This is a genomic window from Actinomyces sp. AC-20-1, assembly GCF_023369555.1.
In the GTDB taxonomy this organism is placed as follows: Bacteria; Actinomycetota; Actinomycetes; order Actinomycetales; family Actinomycetaceae; genus Actinomyces.
The window spans coordinates 143021-161851 of the sequence record NZ_JACJVC010000001.1 but is presented as its reverse complement, the minus strand read 5'-3'; the positions used below and the strand labels follow the sequence as shown (position 1 = coordinate 161851).

The 18831-nt window shown below is 72.3% G+C and carries 16 protein-coding genes; 12 read left to right on the top strand and 4 right to left on the bottom strand.

Annotated features, from left to right (window positions below):
• Nucleotides 1-213: 213 nt before the first annotated feature.
• The 3 genes from murA to H6X67_RS00695 all read left to right on the top strand — a co-directional run bounded on the left by murA (nt 214) and on the right by H6X67_RS00695 (nt 3471).
• On the top strand, nt 214-1536 hold the full coding sequence (gene murA / locus H6X67_RS00705; protein ID WP_249368772.1) for a UDP-N-acetylglucosamine 1-carboxyvinyltransferase: 1323 nt from the start codon (nt 214-216) through the stop codon (nt 1534-1536).
• Nucleotides 1537-1624: 88 nt separating this feature from the next.
• Nucleotides 1625-2434: a lysophospholipid acyltransferase family protein gene (locus tag H6X67_RS00700; protein WP_249368782.1), complete on the top strand. Its 810-nt coding sequence runs from the start codon at nt 1625-1627 to the stop codon at nt 2432-2434.
• Nucleotides 2431-3471 carry an NAD(P)H-dependent glycerol-3-phosphate dehydrogenase gene (locus H6X67_RS00695; RefSeq protein ID WP_249368771.1) on the top strand — a complete coding sequence of 347 codons (1041 nt, stop codon included), beginning with the start codon at nt 2431-2433 and terminating at the stop codon, nt 3469-3471. Before H6X67_RS00700 ends, H6X67_RS00695 begins: the two co-directional genes overlap by 4 nt.
• A 32-nt stretch (nt 3472-3503) precedes the next feature.
• Here the strand turns inward: H6X67_RS00695 and H6X67_RS11945 are convergent, their stop codons facing one another.
• From H6X67_RS11945 to H6X67_RS00685, 3 genes are all read right to left on the bottom strand, one after another.
• The gene (locus tag H6X67_RS11945; protein WP_311765847.1) at nt 3504-3677 is read right to left on the bottom strand and encodes a family 1 glycosylhydrolase; all 174 of its coding nucleotides are present in this window, start codon (nt 3675-3677) and stop codon (nt 3504-3506) included.
• Nucleotides 3674-4834: a glycoside hydrolase family 1 protein gene (locus H6X67_RS00690; RefSeq protein WP_306468479.1), complete on the bottom strand. Its 1161-nt coding sequence runs from the start codon at nt 4832-4834 to the stop codon at nt 3674-3676. Before H6X67_RS00690 ends, H6X67_RS11945 begins: the two co-directional genes overlap by 4 nt.
• Nucleotides 4835-4967: 133 nt before the next feature.
• On the bottom strand, nt 4968-5693 hold the full coding sequence (locus H6X67_RS00685; RefSeq protein WP_249368770.1) for an AMIN-like domain-containing (lipo)protein: 726 nt from the start codon (nt 5691-5693) through the stop codon (nt 4968-4970).
• A gap of 125 nt (nt 5694-5818) precedes the next feature.
• Here H6X67_RS00685 and H6X67_RS00680 point away from each other — a divergent pair, with 125 nt between their 5' ends.
• Together H6X67_RS00680 and H6X67_RS00675 are read left to right on the top strand one after the other, a co-directional pair.
• Complete coding sequence (locus H6X67_RS00680; protein WP_249368769.1) at nt 5819-6991, top strand: D-alanine--D-alanine ligase family protein; 1173 nt, start codon at nt 5819-5821, stop codon at nt 6989-6991.
• A gap of 9 nt (nt 6992-7000) precedes the next feature.
• Nucleotides 7001-8059 carry a thiamine-phosphate kinase gene (locus H6X67_RS00675; RefSeq protein WP_249368768.1) on the top strand — a complete coding sequence of 353 codons (1059 nt, stop codon included), beginning with the start codon at nt 7001-7003 and terminating at the stop codon, nt 8057-8059.
• A gap of 89 nt (nt 8060-8148) precedes the next feature.
• Here H6X67_RS00675 and rpmB read toward each other — a convergent pair whose 3' ends face one another.
• Nucleotides 8149-8340, bottom strand: a complete 192-nt coding sequence (gene rpmB / locus H6X67_RS00670; RefSeq protein WP_003785965.1) for a 50S ribosomal protein L28 — start codon at nt 8338-8340, stop codon at nt 8149-8151.
• Nucleotides 8341-8660: 320 nt separating this feature from the next.
• Between rpmB and H6X67_RS00665 the strand changes: the two genes are divergently transcribed.
• From H6X67_RS00665 to H6X67_RS00635, 7 genes are all read left to right on the top strand, one after another.
• Entirely contained in the window at nt 8661-10532 is a 1872-nt protein-coding gene (locus H6X67_RS00665) for a DAK2 domain-containing protein (RefSeq protein ID WP_249369964.1), read from the top strand.
• A 76-nt stretch (nt 10533-10608) separates the two neighbouring features.
• A complete protein-coding gene (locus H6X67_RS00660; protein WP_249368860.1) occupies nt 10609-12900 on the top strand; it encodes an ATP-dependent DNA helicase RecG in 2292 nt (763 codons plus the stop codon).
• 197 nt (nt 12901-13097) lie between these two features.
• Nucleotides 13098-14360, top strand: coding sequence for an anaerobic sulfatase maturase (locus H6X67_RS00655; protein WP_249376427.1), 1263 nt, complete (start codon nt 13098-13100; stop codon nt 14358-14360).
• Nucleotides 14360-15145 (top strand): sulfite exporter TauE/SafE family protein, encoded by a 786-nt coding sequence (locus tag H6X67_RS00650; protein WP_249368858.1) that lies wholly within the window; start codon nt 14360-14362, stop codon nt 15143-15145. The genes H6X67_RS00655 and H6X67_RS00650 overlap by 1 nt, the downstream gene beginning before the upstream one ends.
• Nucleotides 15146-15186: 41 nt before the next feature.
• Nucleotides 15187-16416: an ROK family transcriptional regulator gene (locus H6X67_RS00645; RefSeq protein WP_249368857.1), complete on the top strand. Its 1230-nt coding sequence runs from the start codon at nt 15187-15189 to the stop codon at nt 16414-16416.
• Nucleotides 16417-16581: 165 nt separating this feature from the next.
• Nucleotides 16582-17865 carry an extracellular solute-binding protein gene (locus H6X67_RS00640; RefSeq protein ID WP_249368856.1) on the top strand — a complete coding sequence of 428 codons (1284 nt, stop codon included), beginning with the start codon at nt 16582-16584 and terminating at the stop codon, nt 17863-17865.
• Between the two features lie 65 nt (nt 17866-17930).
• Entirely contained in the window at nt 17931-18824 is an 894-nt protein-coding gene (locus H6X67_RS00635) for a carbohydrate ABC transporter permease (protein WP_249368855.1), read from the top strand.
• The last annotated feature ends 7 nt before the right edge of the window (nt 18825-18831 follow it).

Below are 18831 nucleotides of genomic sequence, written 5' to 3'. Positions count from 1 at the left end.
GGACGCCCCGGCGGCGACCCGGGGTGAGACGTGTCCCGCACCCGTCCCGCGCACGAAGGCCCGTCGGCGTCGGGCCTCGCGCCTATGCTGGGGCAACCCCTCCGACGTGGCCAGAGCCACCGCACCGGCGGGGAACACCCCAGGGGCGGCACCCGTTGCAGCCCTGTCAGGCCCGGGCGCGTCCGGGCGCGTCATGACCCACGGAGGGCTCGTATGGTCGACGGACTGCTGCAGGTCGAGGGCGGTCGCCCGCTCACCGGTGAGATCACTGTGCGCGGGGCGAAGAACCTCGTGCCCAAGGCGATGGTGGCCGCGCTGCTGGGCACCACGGCGTCCGTCCTCGGCAACGTGCCCCGCATCCGCGACGTCGACGTCGTCTCCGGGCTGCTGTCCCTGCACGGCGTCTGCGTCGACTACGACCAGCAGGCGGGCGTCCTCCAGCTCGACCCCTCCCGGGTCGAGAGCGCCCACGTGGCCGACATCGACGCCCACGCCGGCTCCTCACGCATCCCGATCCTCTTCTGCGGCCCCCTCCTGCACCGCCTGGGCGAGGCCTTCATCCCCGACCTCGGCGGCTGCCGCATCGGCGACCGCCCCATCGACTTCCACCTCGACATCCTGCGCAAGTTCGGGGCCACGGTCGACAAGCAGTCGCAGGGCATCCGCCTCACCGCCCCCTCGGGCCTGCACGGCACCGTCATCGAGCTGCCCTACCCGAGCGTCGGCGCCACCGAGCAGACCCTGCTCACCGCCGTGCGCGCCCAGGGCCTGACCGAGCTGCGCGGCGCCGCCGTCGAGCCGGAGATCATGGACCTCGTCGACGTCCTGCAGAAGATGGGCGCCATCATCAGCGTCGACACCGACCGCACCATCCACATCGAGGGCGTCGACGAGCTCGTCGGCTACCACCACGTCGCCCTGCCCGACCGCATCGAGACCGCCTCCTGGGCCTCGGCCGCCCTGGCCACCGGCGGCGACGTGCTCGTGCACGGCGCCCACCAGAGCGACATGACGACCTTCCTCAACGTCTTCCGCAAGGTCGGCGGCGCCTTCGACGTGCGCGAGGACGGCATCCGCTTCTGGCACCCGGGAGGCGACCTCAGGTCCCTCGTCGTCGAGACCAACGTCCACCCCGGTTTCATGACCGACTGGCAGCAGCCCCTCGTCGTCGCCCTCACCCAGGCCCAGGGCCTGTCCATCGTCCACGAGACCGTCTACGAGAACCGCTTCGGCTTCACCCAGGCGCTGGGCCAGATGGGCGCCCAGATCCAGGTCTACCGCGAGTGCCTGGGCGGCGCCTCCTGCCGCTTCGGCCAGCGCAACTTCTACCACTCCGCCGTCATCTCCGGGCCCACGCCCCTGCACGGCGCCGACATCGAGGTCCCCGACCTGCGCGGCGGCTTCTCCCACCTCATCGCGGCGCTCGCGGCCGAGGGGACCAGCCGTGTCGAGGGCGTCGACCTCATCGACCGCGGCTACGAGTCCTTCATGAGCAAGCTCAAGGCCCTCGACGCCGACGTCACACGACTGGCCTGAGGCCGCGGACCTCACGGGGGACCGGCTGCCGGGCGCCGAGGCGGCGGGCCCGGCCGGAGGATAGAGTCGCCCCGTGAGCACACGCCCCATGTCTCCCTTCTACCGCTTCGCCTCGCGCGGTGTCATCATCCCCTTCCTCAAGGCCGTCTCCCGCCAGAAGGTGGAGGGCCTGGACAACATCCCGCGCGACGGGGGCTTCATCGCCGTCGCCAACCACCTGTCCGACCTCGACTCGCTCACGGCGATGCGCGCCCTCGTCGACGCCGACGTCCCGGCCTACTCCCTGGCCAAGTCCGCGCTCTTCGAGATCCCTGTCCTCGGCCACGTCTTCAAGGCCGGCGGCCAGATCCCCGTCTACCGAGGCACCGACAGGGCCGGCAGCTCCCTCATCGAGGCCGAGCGCCGCCTGCGCGGGGGGGACGTCATCATGATCTTCCCCGAGGGCACCCTGTCCCGCGACCCCCTGCAGTGGCCCATGACCGGCAAGACCGGGGCCGCCCGGCTCGCCATGTCCACCGGGGTGCCGGTTCTGCCCATGGGCCAGTGGGGCGCCCACGAGATCTTCGACTCCTTCGGCGGCGGCTTCCACCCCCTGCCGCGCAAGGAGGTCCGCGTCCTCATCGGCGAGCCCTTCACCCTCGCCGAGCGCTTCGGCACCGACACCCAGGACCGCGACAAGGTCGTCGCCGCCACCGCCGAGATCATGTCCCGCATCACCGGCCTGGTCGAGGTCCTGCGCGGCCAGAAGGCCCCGCGGCCCTACGACATGCGCTACGACGGCGACCCCGGCAGGACCCCCGGCGGCCGCGACCTCCTCGGCACGCGCCGCCCCGACCCCCGGCCCGGCACGCAGCAGCCCGACGACGACGCGCACGCCCACGGCGAGGACGCCTCGTGACCTCCACGACGCCGCGCCCCTTCGCGCGCGCCGCCGTCATCGGCTCGGGCGCCTGGGGCACGACCTTCGCCGCCCTGCTCGCCGAGGCCGGCACCCCGACCACCGTGTGGGCCCGCCGCCCTCAGGTGGCCGAGGAGATCAGCAGCGGCCGCAACGAGCGCTACCTGCCGGGCGTCAGCCTGCCGGGGCTCGTGGGCGCCACAACGGACCTGGGCGAGGCCGTCGACGGCGCCGGGCTCGTCGTCGTCGCCGTGCCCTCGCAGAGCGCCCGCCAGGTCCTGACCCCCCTCACGGGCCGTCTGGCCGACGGCGCCGCCGCCGTCTCCCTCATGAAGGGGATCGAGCTGGGCACGGGCCTGCGCATGAGCGAGGTCCTCGGCCAGGCCCTGGGCCTGGGGCCCGAGCGCCTGGCCGTCGTCTCCGGGCCCAACCTCGCCGACGAGATCGCGGCCGGACAGCCCACGGCCACCGTCGTCGCCGCCCAGGACGAGGACCTGGCCGCGGCGGTGGCCGCCTCCTGCGCCACGAGCACCTTCCGCCCCTACACGAACACGGACGTGCTGGGCGTCGAGCTGTGCGGGGCCGTCAAGAACGTCATCGCGCTGGCCGTCGGCATCGCCGCCGGGCGCGGCCTGGGCGACAACTCGAAGGCCACGCTCATCACCCGCGGCCTGGTGGAGATCACCCGCCTGGGGCTCGCCCTCGGCGCCCGGCCCGAGACCTTCTCCGGCCTGGCCGGCATGGGGGACCTCGTCGCCACCTGCTCCTCGCCGCTGAGCCGCAACCAGTCCTTCGGCCGGCACCTAGGGCAGGGCATGACGGCCGAGCAGGCCTCTGCGGCCTCCCGCGGGGTGGCGGAGGGCGCCCGCTCCGCGCGGGCCGTGCTCGACCTGGCCGCCTCCCACGGCGTCGAGATGCCCATCACCGAGGGCGTCGTCGCCGTCGTCGAGGGCCGTGCCACCACCGAGGAGGTCACGGACGCCCTGCTCGCCCGGCCGCGCAAGGCGGAGGGTGTCAACGCCGCCCCACTGGGCTGAGCCGGCCCCGCCCGTGGTGCCGCGCAGGGCGCTCAGTCGGCGCCGCCCAGGCTCTGCCCGTTCGTGCGGATGACCTCCTGGAACCACCCGAAGGACTTCTTCGGGAAGCGGTCGAGGCTTCCGGTGCCGTCGTCCTCACGATCGACGTAGACCATGCCGTAGCGCTTGGACATCTGGGCGGTTGAGGCGCTGACGGAGTCGATCACCCCCCCCAGGCGGTGTAGCCCATGACGGGCACACCGTCGTCGATCGCCTTGGCCACCTGGGTCAGGTGCTGCGAGAGGTAGTCGATGCGGTAGTCGTCCTCCACCGTCCTCACCCCGTCCCGCACGACCACGCTGTCGCGGGCGCCGAGCCCGTTCTCGACGATGAACAGGGGCTTCTGCCAGCGCTCCCAGTACCGGTTGAGGACCAGGCGCAGCCCGACCGGGTCGATCTGCCACCCCCACTCGCTCTCCGGGAGCCGCGGGTTGCGCAGGCCCCCGATGAGGTTGCCCGCGCCCTTCTCGCCCCGGGCCTCGTCAGCGGCAGCGCACACCGACGCGTAGTAGGAGAAGGAGACAAAGTCGACCGTACAGGCCAGGTCCGCCCGGTCCTGCTGCGTGATGTCGAGGACGACGCCCTTGCGTCCCATGTCGCGCAGCGCGTACGTGGGCCAGTGCCCGCGGACGTGGACGTCGCCGTACACGTCGTTGCCGTGCTCGAACTCCATGACGGCCACCGCGTCGGCGGGGTCCGGCGACAAGGGGTAGGCCGGCATCGACAGGATCATGCAGCCGACCCGGTTGCACGGATCGACCTCGTGCGCGATGCGGGTGGCCCGCCCGGAGGCGACGAGCTGGTGGTGCATGGCCTGGTAGAGCGTCTGCTGCGGGATCGAGGCCGGGTCCCCGACCAGCCCGCCCGAGGTGAACGGCGTGCGCACCAGGGAGTTGATCTCGTTGAAGGTGAGCCACAGCCACACGCGCGTGGAGTAGCGCTCGAGCACGGTGCGCGCGAACCTCTCGTAGAAGCCGATGACCCGCCGGTTCGCCCAGCCGCCGTACTCGCGCGCGAGCACGAGCGGCATCTCGTAGTGGGAGATCGTCACGAGCGGGGTGATCGCGTGCCTCTCGAGCTCGTCGAGGACACGGTCGTAGAACGCCAGGCCGGCTTCGTTGGGAACCTCCTCGTCCCCTCGCGGGAAGACACGCGACCACGCGATGGAGAAGCGGAAGCACCGCACGCCCATCTCGGCGAGCAGGGCGATGTCCTCGGCGTAGCGGTGGTAGAAGTCGATCGCCTCGAGCTTGAGGTTGTCGGGGGTCGGGCCCTGCGCCGCAGGCGACATCGAGCCGCGGGGCGTGACGTCCTGGACGGACAGGCCCTTGCCGTCGACGTCGAACGCGCCCTCGATCTGGTTGGCGGCCGCCCCACAGGAAGTCGCTCGGGAAGCGCGTCATGCGTGCTCCTCCTCGTTCTGATGGCCCTCGGCCCTCGTGGTGTCCCTGCGCCCCTCAGGGGCGCTTGACGTCGACGACGAGACGGGTGGGCTCGGAGAGGGTGAGGACGCGGTACTCCTCGGTCTCGGTGCCCAGGGTCAGCTGGTACTGGTCCTCGAAGGTCAGCTGCAGGTCCACCTCGATGAGCCCCGTCCCACCGGGCACGCTCTCGCGCTCGCCCCGGTCCAGGGCCTCGGGCACGTCCTCGACCAGGGCCATCGTGGCCCCCGTGCCGTAGACGACGAGCGTGCGCGAGCCCGCCAGGTCGATCGGGTCCCCCTTGCCCTGGGTGTGCGCCTGCTCGACCCACATGGCGTTCCACCCCGGCGCGCCCGGCCCGGTGAGCTCGACGACGACGCGGTCGTACCCCTCCTCGGGGTGTGCCCCCACCCGGAAGCCGCTGACGACCAGCGCCGAGCCCTCACCGGGCTCAGCGCTCGAGTCCCCGCTCATCCAGTCGGGCCCCTGGGGCTGGGCAGGGGAGGAGGCGGCAGGGGACTGCGAGGCCCCGCCCGTCCCGTCCGCCGTCGCCGGTGCGGTGGGCGAGGCGGCCGGGGGCTGCACCGTCGGTGTCGAGGGCCCGATGGGCTCCGTGCCGCCCGAGCAGGCGGCCAGGGTCCCGGCGCCTGTCAGCGCCAGGACGCCCAGGACGGTGCGGCGCGCGAGCGGCACGCCCATGGTCGCGCGGGTGCCCTGCTGGGGCCGGCCGGGGGTGGTGGGTGTGATGGTGTGGCGTGTCACGGGCACGGCTCCTCCTGGTGCGTCCTGCGGGCGGGGCGCCCCGTGGCCCACGCCGGGACGCGGCCAGGGGACACGTGACCAGGGTACGTGCCGGGCCGTCGTGAGGAGGCGGTAGCGTTGCCGCCATGCCGCACAGCCTCGAGCCCGCCCCCAGCGCACCTACCACCGCGACGGGCAGGCGCCGCGTCGCCGTCGTCTTCGGGGGACGCAGCGGCGAGCACGCGATCTCCTGCGCCACCGCCGCGGGCGTCCTGTCGGCCATCGACCGTGAGCGCTACGAGGTCCTGCCCGTGGGCATCACGACCGACGGTCAGTGGCTCCTCGTTGACGACGACCCTGCGCCCCTCGAGCTCTGCGGCCCCGAGCCCGTCGAGATCACGGCCGACGGCCTGGGCCGCGGCGAGCTCGCCCTCCGGCTCGGCGGCGGGGCGCTGACCTCCCTGACGGCGCTGACGGTGAGCGGGCCGCAGGTCCTGGGCCAGGTCGACGTCGTCCTGCCGCTCCTGCACGGGCCCTACGGGGAGGACGGCACCATCCAGGGGATGCTCGAGATGCTGGGCCTGCCCTACGTCGGCTGCGGTGTGCTCGCCAGCGCCGCGGGCATGGACAAGCAGGTCACGAAGGTCCTGCTGGGCGCCGCGGGCATCGCGACCGCCCCGCACGTCGTCGTCGGCCGCCACGAGTGGGCCCGGGACCGGGCCGGCGTCCTGGCGGCCTGCGAGGACCTGAGCTACCCGCTCTTCGTCAAGCCCGCCCGGGCCGGCTCCTCGCTGGGTATCAGCAGGGTCGAGCGACCCGAGGACCTCGAGGCCGCCATCGAGGCCGCCCGCGCCGTCGACCCGAAGGTCCTCGTCGAGTCCGGGGTCCTGGGCCGTGAGGTCGAGGTCGCCGTCCTCGGCGGTCACGGCGACGACGCCCCGCGCGTGGCCGAGCCCGGTGAGATCGTCATGGACGCCTCCCAGGGTGCCGGCGAGTTCTACGACTACGAGACCAAGTACCTGGCTCACGACGCCGTCCAGATGGTCTGCCCCGCACGGCTGACGCCCGCCGAGCGCGAGCGGCTCATGAGCACCGCGGCCCGAGCCTTCGAGGCCATTGGCGGTGAGGGCCTGGCCCGGGTCGACTTCTTCCTCACCCCCGACGGCGAGGTGGTGGTCAACGAGGTCAACACCATGCCCGGCTTCACCCCCTTCTCCATGTACCCCTACATGTGGCAGGTCTCGGGCCTGGGCTACACCGAGCTCGTCACCGAGCTCATCGAGCTGGCCCTTGAGCGCCCGCTCGACGTCAACCGCTGAGAGGTCCTGGTGAGCGCTGACGGGCTGACGGCGGTCCCCGGCACCCTGGTGGGCGACCTCGACGAGTCCGCGCTGCTCGCCGCCCTCACCCCGCTGCTGCCGGACAGCCCCCTCCAGGTGGTCGGCAACGGTGACGACGGCGCCGTCCTGGCGGCCCCGGACGGCCGCTACGTCGTGTCCACCGACGTGCTCGTCGAGGGGCGCCACTTCCGCACCGACTGGTCCACGCCCGAGCAGGTGGGCCGGCGGGCCGCCGCCCAGAACCTCGCCGACGTCATGGGCATGGGCGCCCGGCCCACCGCCCTGGTCGTCTCACTCGTCCTGCCGGGGACGACGCCGCTGGCCTGGGTGCAGGGCCTGGCCCGCGGCCTGGGGGAGTCCTGCCGCCGGGCGGGTGCCGGCGTCGTCGGCGGCGACCTCAGCTCCGGGGACGCGGTCCTCATCGCCGTGACCGTGCACGGGGACCTCGAGGGCCGACCGCCCGTGCTGCGCTCGGGGGCGCGCCCCGGCGACCTGCTCGTCCACGCCGGGGACCTCGGGGCCTCCCGGGCCGGTCTGGCCCTGCTCAGCGCCGGCCTGGACCCGCAGGCCCTGCCCGCCGACGGCGAGGCGCGCCGCTGCGTCGAGCGCTTCCTGTCCCCGGTCCCTCCGCTGGGCACCGGTCCCGTGCTGGCCGCGGCCGGGGCGAGCTCCATGATGGACGTCTCGGACTCCTTGCTGCGCGACTGCGCCCGCCTCGCCGCCGCCTCCGGGGTCCTCATCGACCTGGACGACCCGGCGCAGGGCGGTGCGCAGCGGCGTCTGGCCGGGGCCCGTGCCGCGCTGGAGACCGTCGCCGCCCTGGCCGGCGAGGCGGACCCGGCTGCGGCGGCGCGGGCCTGGGTGCTCACCGGGGGAGAGGACCACGGTCTGCTCGCCACCATCGCGCCCGGCACCGCCCTGCCCGCGGGCGTGAGCGTCATCGGGCGCGTGCACGCCCCCGGCGAGGGCCGGCTCGCGGCCCCGGGGGTGCTCGTGGGCTCGCGGCCCTGGGAGGGCGCCCTCGGCTGGGACCACTTCGGGGCCTGAGACCCGCCACCGCCCAGGTGCGCGTGGGCACGACGAAGGCCGCCACCCTCGAGGTGACGGCCTTCAGCAGCCTGGACGGGCAGGGGCGCTCAGATGTTGCGCGTCACCTTGCCGGCCTTGAGGCAGGACGTGCACACGTTGAGGCGCTTGGGAGCACCGTTCACGAGAGCACGCACACGCTGGATGTTCGGGTTCCACCGGCGGTTGGTCCGCACGTGGGAGTGCGAGACGCTCTTGCCGAAGATGGGGCCCTTGCCGCAGACGTCGCACACAGCAGCCACGGTCTCACTCCTGAATCTTCATTGCTTGAACGCTCGAGCCGAACGGCCCGGCGCTAGGTCTACCGCCCGGGGAACAGGTCCCTCGGGCAACCCGGACACTGTATCCGACGCCCCAGCCCGTCCCCAAGCCGGACCCGCGTGGGGTGAGGCACACCGCGCACCGGCCGCCGTCGGCCCTCCCTCCCTGGCGCCCGCGCTCCCGCGCCCCGGGACCTGCCCGGGCCGCCGCCGGCTCCCGCCCCGGTCGGCCGGCGCCCTCCCCGGCGGGTAGCCTGGGCAGGACAGCAGCCGCGCCCCCCGCGCGCCCGCCCCAGGAGGACATGACGGTGACAGGCACGCGAACGACCCCACCCGTGCTCGACGCGCGCACGATCCGCTCCTGGATGAGCCTGGCGGTGCGCACCGCCACCCTCACCCGCGAGCTCATCGACACCTTCAACGTCTTCCCCGTCCCCGACGCCGACACCGGTACCAACGTCCTGCTCACCCTCACCTCGGCCGCCGAGGCCCTCCAGCGCCTGCCCCGGGCCGCCGACACCGCCCAGGCCACCCGCACCGTCGCGGACGGCGCCGTGCGCGGCGCCCGCGGCAACTCCGGCCTGCTCGTCTCCCAGGCCCTGGCCGCCCTCGCCGACGTCGCCGCCGAGACCCCCGCCGGGCTGCGCCCCGTCGAGCTCGTCCACGCCTACGAGGCCATCGCCTCCTCCACCTGGGAGGCCGTCTCCCGCCCCGTCACCGGCACCCTGCTCACCGTCGCCGCCGACGCCGCCTCAGCCGCCCGCGCCCTCCTCGACGACGCCGCGCCCGCCGCCCCTCCCACCGTCAGCGACATCGCTGGCGCAGCGGCCCTCAGCGCCCAGGAGAGCGTCGTCGAGACCGCGGGAACGGGCCACGGCCCCGTCGACGCCGGCGGCGCCGCCCTCATGCTCATGCTCACCGCCCTGTGCGACGTCCTGTCCGCCCCGGCCCCCGGCCTGTCCACCGGCCCCCACGAGGACGCCACCGGCCCGGAGCCGGACGGCCCGCTCACCGCCGTCGCCGTCCAGATGCTCACCGACCTGGCCGCCTCCAGCGTCTCACACGGCGCCCTGGTCCAGGCCGGCCCCGACTACTCCACCGGCGAGTTCGAGGTCATGTACCTCCTCGAGGCCACCGCCGCCCAGGCCACCGAGCTGCGCCACCAGCTCGAGCGCGTGGGCGACAGCGTCGGCGTCGTCGGCACCCCCGACGCCCTCGGCGTCGGCCTCTACCAGGTCCACGTCCACACCGACACCCCGCGCGCCGCCCTGCCCCGCGCCGGACGCTGCCGCCAGGTCTGCATCCACCACCTGCACCCCACCGTCCTCGCCCTGGGCGAGCCCCTGGACGCCGGCGAGCCCCCGCTGCCCTACGCCTCCGCCGCCCAGGCGGCCGCCGGGCACGTCGTCTCCTTCGAGCGCCTGGCCGCCCGCCGCCGACGTCTGGACGGCGCGGGCCCGCTCGACGACCAGGCCGCCGGGCGGCGCCCCTCCCCGTCCCCGGCGCCCGACCAGGCCCACCGGGTGGGCGTCATCGCCTGCACCCGGGCCCCCGGGCTCATCGAGCAGCTGGCCCGCACCGGAGCCGTCGTCGTCCTCGACCCGGACCGTGAGAGCGTCCTGCGCGCCGTCGGCGACCTCGGCCTGCCCCAGGTCCTCGTCCTGCCCTGTGACGCCGCCTCCGCGGCCCGCGCCCACGAGGCCGGCCGGCGCCTGAGCGCGCGCACCGTGCCCTCCACCGTCAGCGGACCCGCCGGAGCCGCCACCCCCGTGCACGCCGGGCAGGCGCCCGCCTCCACCCAGCTGCTCATCGCCGACACCGACGACGAGGCCCGGGTCCTGGCGGCGGCCGTCGCCGTCGCCTCCCGCACCACCGGCACCACCCTCACCGACCTCGCCCTGTGGGCCGGGCGCGCCAGCGAGGACATGCGCACCCTCGCCCTGGACGGCGAGGCCGCCGAGGCCGACGCCGTCGCCTCCACCGTCGCCACCCTGCTGCGACCCGACGACGAGCTCCTCACCGTCATCCTCGGACGCGACGCCCTGCCCGACGTCGGCGCCCTGGCCGTCTCCGCCGCCGAGCGCGCCGCCGCCCTCACCGGCACCGATCCCGTCGAGGTCGTCGTCCACGCCGGGGGACAGGCCCACCCCGACGTCCTCATCGCCGTCGAGTAGCACCCGCGCCACCGTGAGCCCCGCCCGCCCCAGCACATCCCCTCCCGCCGCGCCCCCGCCACGCGGCAGCGTCCCCCTGCTCGCCCAGCCCCTCGACAAGGTCCTGGGCAAGCGCACCGCCGACCAGCTCGCCCGCCAGGGCGTGGACACCGCCGGCGACCTCCTGCACCTCCTGCCGCGCCGCTACGACACCTGGGGAGAGCTCACCGACCTGGCCGGCCTGGTCGACGGCGAGCAGGCCACCGTCCAGGCGCAGGTCCTGCGCGCCTCCTCCCGGCGCACCCGCAGTGGGCGCCCACCCGCCCTCATGGAGGCCACCGTCACCGACGGCGTGAGCACGATGGAGGTCGTCCTCTTCGGCGCCGCAGGACTCATGAGCCACCACGCCGACCAGCTCGTCCCCGGCACCACTGTCCTGCTGTCCGGCAGGGTGGGCCTGCGCCACGGCCGCAGGCAGCTCGCGGGTCCCCGCTTCCAGGTCCTCGACGACCTCGACGAGGACGAGCGCGAGGCCCTCCTCGCCCGGCCCGTGCCTATCTACCCGGCCACCGACGCCCTGCCCTCCTGGAGGGTCGCCAAGGCCGTGCGCACCGTCCTGGACCAGCTCGGCCCCGAGGACGTGCCCGAGCCCCTGCCCGAGGAGGTGCGCGCCGCCCACGGCCTGGTCGACGCCCTCACCGCCTGGCGGTGGGTCCACCGCCCCGAGGACGCGGGGCAGTGGCGCGCCGCCCGCCAGCGCCTGCGCCACGAGGAGGCCCTCATCCTGCAGACGGCGCTCGCCCGCCGCCGCGCCGAGCACGAGTCCACCCGCACCGCCGTCGCCTGGCCGGTGCCGGGACCGGACTCCCTGCGCGCGGACCTGGATGCCGCCCTGCCCTATCGGCTCACCGCCGGGCAGGAGCGCGTCGGCGAGGAGATCGCCGCCGCCCTCGACTCCACCGTGCCCATGCAGCGGCTCCTGCAGGGCGACGTCGGCAGCGGCAAGACCCTCGTCGCCCTCAGGGCCATGCTCCAGGTGGTCGGCGCCGGAGGGCAGGCGGCCCTGCTCGCCCCCACCGAGGTCCTGGCCGCCCAGCACCGGTCCTCGCTCGAGCACCTGCTCGGGCCGCTCGCGCGCGGCGGCATGCTCGACGGCGCCGAGCGCGCGACCCGGGTGCACCTGCTCACCGGCTCCACCCCGGCACCACGGCGCCGCACGGTCCTCGCCGCGCTCGCGGGCGGGGAGCCCTCCATCGTCGTGGGCACGCACGCCCTGCTCAGCGAGAGCGTCCAGCTGCCCTTCCTGGGGCTCGTCGTCGTCGACGAGCAGCACCGCTTCGGCGTCGCCCAGCGCGACGCCCTGCGCGAGCGCGGCTCAGTGACCGCCCCCGCCGCCCCGCCGGGCTCCCAGGAGCACCGGACCCCCCACCTGCTCGTCATGACGGCCACCCCCATCCCTCGCACCATCGCCATGACCGTCTTCGGGGACCTGGACACGGCCGTCCTCGACGAGGTCCCCGCCGGCCGCAGCTCGGTCACCACCCATCTCGTGCCCTGGCAGCGCGAGGCCTGGGTCGAGGGCATCTGGCGCCGTGCCGCCCGGGAGGTGGCCGAGGGCGGGCGCGTGTACGTCGTCTGCCCGCGCATCGACGTCACCGACGAGCCGCAGGCGGACCTCGCCCGGGGCTCGCTCGGCCCCGGCACCGATGAGCCGGACCCCGCCGGGACCGAGGACCTGCTCGACGCCCTGGGGGAGGGTCCCGGCCCGGCGTGCCCGCTGGCGGCCGTCACCGAGTGGGCCGAGCGCCTGGCCACCGAGCCCGCGCTCGCGGGGACCGGCGTCGGCACGCTCACGGGCCGCATGAGCCCGGCGGAGAAGGACACGGCGATGGAGGCCTTCGCCTGCGGGCGCACGCCCGTGCTCGTCGCCACGACCGTCATCGAGGTCGGCGTGGACGTGCCGGAGGCGACGATGATGGTCATCCTCGACGCCGACCGCTTCGGCCTGTCCCAGCTGCACCAGCTGCGCGGGCGGGTCGGGCGCGGGGACCGCCCCTCCCTGTGCGTGGCGGTCACCGGCTGCGAGGTCGGCTCGCCCGCCTTCCACCGTCTCAAGGCCTTCGCGCAGACCACCGACGGCTTCGCGCTGGCCGAGGCGGACCTGGAGCTGCGCAGTGAGGGCAACGTCCTCGGGGCGGCGCAGTCCGGGCGCCGCAGCGACCTCGACCTGCTGCGCGTGACCCGTGACGCGCGCGTCATCGAGCAGGCGCGGGGCGAGGCGGAGGCCGTCATCGCCCGGGACCCGCGCCTGGAGCAGCACCCGGACCTCGCCGCCGCCATCACCGAGCGCCTCGACGAGGAGTCCCAGGCCTACCTGGAGAAGACGTGAGTCCCTGCTCCTGCACACGTGTGCTCGGCACAGGGGCACGACGAGAACGGGTATAGGGTGAGGGCTCTCGACAAAGGCGCCGGGGCCAGGCTCGTGTCCTGGTGAGGCTCGCGTGGAGGAGGAACGTGGCGCGTACTGACAGCTCTCAGGCCCACGTGGCCCAGGGGCCGGTGGACCGGCCGCGCCTGCCTCTGTCAGTGGTCACCAAGCCCACCGGTGCTGCCTGTAATCTGGACTGCCAGTACTGCTTCTTCCTGTCCAAGGAGCTGCTCTACGACGTGCCTCGTCAGCTGATGAGCGAGGACACGGCACGGGTCTACGTCAGAGAGCTGCTCGCGGCTAGTCCCGACGGCGAGGTAACACTGCTGTGGCAGGGTGGGGAGCCGACCCTGCGCGGACTGCCCTTCTACCAGCGGGTGCTGGAGATGTGCGAGACCTACCGCCGTCCCACCCAGCAGGTGCGCCATGCGCTGCAGACCAACGCCACCCTTATCGACGAGACGTGGGCCGCCTTCCTGGCTGAGCACGACGTGCTTGTGGGGGTGTCGGTGGACGGGCCGGCCCCGATGCACGACGCCTACCGGGTCAACCGTGGTGGGCGTGGCACCCACTCGATGGTGCTGCGCGGCTACTGGCGCCTGCGTGAGGCTGGGGTGCGCACCAACGTGCTGTGCACCCTCAACGCCGCGAACCAGGAACACCCCCTGGAGGTCTACCGCTACCTGCGTGACGAGCTCTCAGCCTCTTACATCCAGTTCATCCCGATCGTCGAGCGTGTCGAGCGCGGTGACCTGTCAACGGCGGAGGCGGGCTGGCGCTCGGCGTCGGGTACTCGCCTGCTGTACACCCAGAGCGGGGACGCTGTGACCTCACGCAGCGTCAGCCCTCTGGCCTACGGCCGCTTCCTGAGCACGGTCTTCGACGAGTGGGTGCGCCACGACGTCGGGCGCGTCTTCGTCCAGGACTTCGACGGGGCCCTGTCCGCCCTCTTCGGCATCTACCCGGTGTGTGTGCACGCCCCCCAGTGCGGTGTCAATCTCGCCATGGAGTTCAACGGCGACGTCTACGCCTGCGACCACTGGGTGGAGCCGGGTTGGCGCTTGGGCAGCGTCCTGGACAGCTCCTTCGCCGAGCTGGCGCTGACTCCGGTCATGCGCCGCTTCTCGCGCAAGAAGCAGGTCGAGCTCACCGCGCAGTGTCGGCGGTGCCCGGTGGTGGGGCTGTGCCACGGCGGCTGCCCCAAGGACCGTTTCGAGTGCTCGGTCGACGGCGAGGAGGGGCACAACTACCTGTGCCAGGGTTACGCCAGCTTCTACTCCCACATCCTGCCCGACCTGGTGGCGATGGCCCGGCTGTTGCGCGCCGGGCGCGCACCTGCTGAGGTGATGGACCCGGGCACCCGTGAGCGCATCCGCGCCGCCGGGCGGGGTGCCGTTGCCAACGAAGAAGGATCCGGCTGATGGGCACTGTCATCGTCCTGCTCATCGGGGCGTGCGTCGGCGTGGTAGTCGGGGCCCTGGGTGCAGGAGGAGGGATCCTGTCGGTCCCGATCCTGGTCTACCTGCTGGGACAGTCACCGCACGCTGCGGCCAGCGAGTCGCTCGTCATTGTCATCGTGACCGCCCTGGTCTCGCTGCCCTCGCGTGCGTACTGCGGACAGGTCAGGTGGCGTGAGGGTGTTGTCGTCGGCTTGCTGTCGACCGTTGGCGCTGTCGGTGGTTCTTGGCTCAATGCCCTGGTGGAGGGCGAGGCCCTCATGGTTGCCTTCTCCGCTCTGCTCGTCGTCGTTGCCGTGGTCATGGCCTGGCGGACGCGGCGGGCCGAGCACCCGAGCCGGGAGCAGGTAGACCAGATGATTGAGCAGCAGCCCCCTCGGAGCTCCTGGCGGCTATTGGTGGTGGTGGCGGCCACCGCGACCGGGCTGCTGACCGGTTTCTTCGGCGTGGGAGGGGGCTTCGCCGTTGTCCCGATGCTCACCCTGGTCCTCGGCCTCGACATTCGCCGGGCCTCGGCGACCTCCCTGGTGGTCATGGTGATCGCGGCGACGGCGGCGCTGGCGCAGCGGATGATGGGTCCGGTGGAGATCGACTGGGCCCTGACGCTTGCCTTCACCGCGGCCTCGGCGGCAGGTGGGGCGGCTGGCGGGCTGTTGTCTCAACGGGCGCGCGCCTCGACCCTGAGCTATCTGTTCGTCGCGTTGCTGCTAGCTGTGGCGCTGCTCACTGCTGCTCGGGCGCTGTGGTGAGGCAGGCTCTGACCTGTGACAGGGGGGGCTGTTGAGAAGGGATGACGACGATGCGTGAGGCGCTGCGCCACAGGCAGATGCGCGAGCACAACCAGGTTCTTGTCCTGGGCTTGATCCAGCGTTGCGGCCCGGTCACCCGCCCTGAGCTGGGCAGGCGCTCAGGGCTGACGAAGGCCTCCATCACGCGGATCGTCCAAGAACTGGTCAGCCGGGACCTGGTCAGTGAGGTCCCGGCGCAGGGCGCGGGTAGCGGGGGACGCCCGGCCACCTGCCTGACCATGAGGGCGGGAGCGCTGGCGAGCGTGGGTGTCGAGCTGAGGATCGACAGGTGTGCCGTCCTGCTGCGCGACCTGTCTGGAGCCGAGCTGGGCCGCTGGGAGAAGCGCATGGTCCCGGGCACTGGTCCTGCGCAGGTCCTGACTGAGGTTGGGCGGCACGTGCAGCGGCTGCGGCGCGGTCGCCCTCACCGTGTGGTGGGCGTGGGGGTCTCGGTGGGAGGTACCGCCACCGATGACGGGCAGGGCATCGCCAGTTCCCCTTACCTGGGCTGGAACGATGTTGACGTTACCGGACTGCTGGAACCCTACCTGCCGGGGGTCCCGTTGCGGGTGCTGGATGTGTCCTCCTGCGCCGCCCAGGCGAGCTTTGAGTACCTCAGCTACCAGGCCGGCCAGCGCGGCGACCGACTGCCCGCCAGGAACGAGTTCGTGCACCTGCAGTGCGGTATCGGCCTGGGCGCCGGACGTCCGGGAGGCTGGGACGTGCGTCTGCCTCCCCGGGCGAGCAGCCTGCCGGTCGGCCATGTCCCGGCAGACCCTTCTGGGCCGCTGTGCGAGACCTGCGGGTGGAGGGGTTGCCTGGACTCCGTCCTTGGTTTCACCGCGATGATGAGGCGTACCGAGGACCTGGGCCTGACCCCCAGCCAGGACCCGCGCTACATGGAGGGCTACTGCCGCCAGGTGGCTGCTGCAGCAGCCGATGGCGACCGCCGTGCGCTGGACGCGTTGGACGCGCTGGCCCACGACCTGGCGCGAGCGGTGGTGATGATCTCGCTGCTGGCGGGACCCGGTCGTATGACGGTCGGCGGGTGGCCGGTGTATCTCGGTCCGGACTTCATTGAGGACGTCGCACGGCGTGTGGATGCTCGCCGGGTCTGCGGGCTCCTGGGCGTCTCGGTTGGCGACCTCGGTGATGACGCCTCGCTGGTCGGGGCCTCGATGATCGGTGCGGATGTCGGGCTGCTCATACGGCTGACCGATCAGCCAGACTGAGGGGCACGGGGCTGCTGCCAGGGGCTCGTGAGCAGGTCGCGTCTGTCCTGCCGGGGCGTGCGGGTAGCGAGCGCGCCGTAGTGCCGACCGGCTGGCGGAAGAGCGACTCGTTGGTTACAATCTGGAACGAATCGACAGTGATTCGTTCCAGCAAAGGAGCTGCACATGTATCCCACTGTCTCTCGTCGTCATCTCTTCGCCGGCGTCGGCCTGGGCGCCCTTGGCGTCCCGCTCATGGCTGCCTGCGGCTCGAGGTCCGGATCCGGAGGCGCTGACGCCAATTCGCTGAGCTTCATGGTCCTGGGCGGCAACCAGGAGCTCAACACCTACCTGTCAGACACGGTGCTTCCCGCTTTCAAGAAGGAGTCCGGCATCGATGTCGAGGTCCAGAGCTCCGACTGGGGCTCCGCCTTCCAGAAGGTCACCACCGCAGCCGCCTCGGGCCAGATCGCCGACGTCCTCCTCCTGGGCGCTATCTGGACCGCGCCGCTGGCTGCCAAGGGCGCGCTGCTGCCTCTGGACAGCTACATGCCGACGCTGGAGAGCAAGGACGCCATGTTCCCGCGGATGCTTGCCGACGGTGTATGGGACTCCACCCAGTACTCGATCCCCATCTGCACCGACGTGCGCACCAACGTTTACCGTTCCGACCTGCTGGAGAAGGCAGGGGTGGACCCCACCGTGCTGCCGACCACCTGGGCCGAGCTGCGCGAGGTTGCCACCAAGGTGCGCGATGCCGGGGTGTGTGAGTCTCCCATCTGGTTCGGTCTGGACAAGTCCATCGGGCTCCAGCAGGCCTTCGCGATCCTCATGTTCTCCAACGGTGCGGCCTACTGGAAGGAGGACGGCACTGCCAACTTCGACAGCCCCGAAGCCAAGGAGGCTCTGCAGTTCCTGGTCGACTGCTTCGAGACGGGCTTGTCCGACTACCACCTCGTCATGGGTAACAACGCCTTGCGCCCAGTGGTGGCAGGACAGAGCGCGATCTGCTTCGGCGGCACGATGGCTGACATCTCCGATGCCAGGAACAACGCCCCAGACGTCGTGGACAAGCTCGTCATCGGCATGCCGCTGACCGGGCCCTCTGGCTCCGGTCCGGTCGGTGGAGCGTGGATCAACAAGCTCGCCGTGGCCAAGGTGTCGAAGAACCCTGAGGGTGCCTTCCGTTTCATTCGCTTCCTGACCGAGGCCGCCCAGATGTCCGAGTGGGACCGCATCACGGGGACCCTGCCAGTGCGCGAGGACCTCATCGAGGAGGAGTGGCTGGGCAAGGAGGGCAAGGAGTTCATGGAGTTGGCCAAGTACACCAGGTCCCAGGATCCGCACCCGGGCATGATGAGCTTCGGCCAAGATATCAACGAGCTCCTGCAGTCGGCTGTGCGTGGCTCTGCCACGGTCGATGAGACGGCCAAGGCGATCAACGACAAGCTCAACGCCTTCCAGGGGTGAGGCAGGTGCCCGCCACCTCGCGCACAGCCCGGGTTGCGCGCGCTGGTGTTCGAGCAAGGACCCCCTTGCTCGAACACCAGCGCAGCCGGGTCGGTCACCTCCTGGCCGCTCCGGCCCTCATCGTTATCACGGCGATGAGTGTCGTCCCGCTGGTGATGGCCTTCTTCCTTTCCTTCACCCGCTACGACCTGCTGAGCGCGCCCCAGTTCGTCGGGCTCGACAACTACGTCCAGGTGCTCACTGACCCCGTCTTCGGACAAGTCACCGTTAACACTCTCGTCTTCGCCGTTGGACAAGTCGCCGTCGGCATCGTCGTGACCTTCCTGGCCGCGATGCTGTTCAACCAGCGTCTAGCCGGCAACGCGCTGATGCGCACCACGGTCTACCTGCCCCAGGCGATGTCCTACGTCACGGTCGCGCTGTTGTGGAGCTTTCTCTACGATCCCTTCAACGGACCACTCAACGCCGTCATCCAGTACCTGGGAGGTCCGCAGGTCAACTTCCTGACCGAGACCGGCCTCGCGATGCCCTCCATCATGGCGATGTCGCTGTGGCGCAATTTCGGCTACTTCATGGTCATCCTCCTGGCCGGTCTCAAGGCCATCCCTCCGGAGCTGCTTGAGGCGGCCCAGATCGACGGCGCAGGAGCACTGCGCAGACTCATCCACGTCACGCTCCCGCAGATGAAGAACGCCCTTCTCTTCGTCACGGTCACCTGGTTCATGGGTGGGCTGCAAATGTTCACCCAGGCCTATGTCATGACCCAGGGCGGGCCGGAGAACGCCACGCGCACGGTGGTGTACGAGATCTACCGGTCGGCCTTCTCCGACCTCAATATCGGACGGGCTTGCGCCGTTTCGGTGCTGCTGTTCCTCTTCGTGGCCGCATTCGGGCTGCCGCTGCGAGTGGTCGAGCACCTCAAGTCGCGCCACAGTGCCCGTCAGGCAGCAGGACGCTGAGAACAGA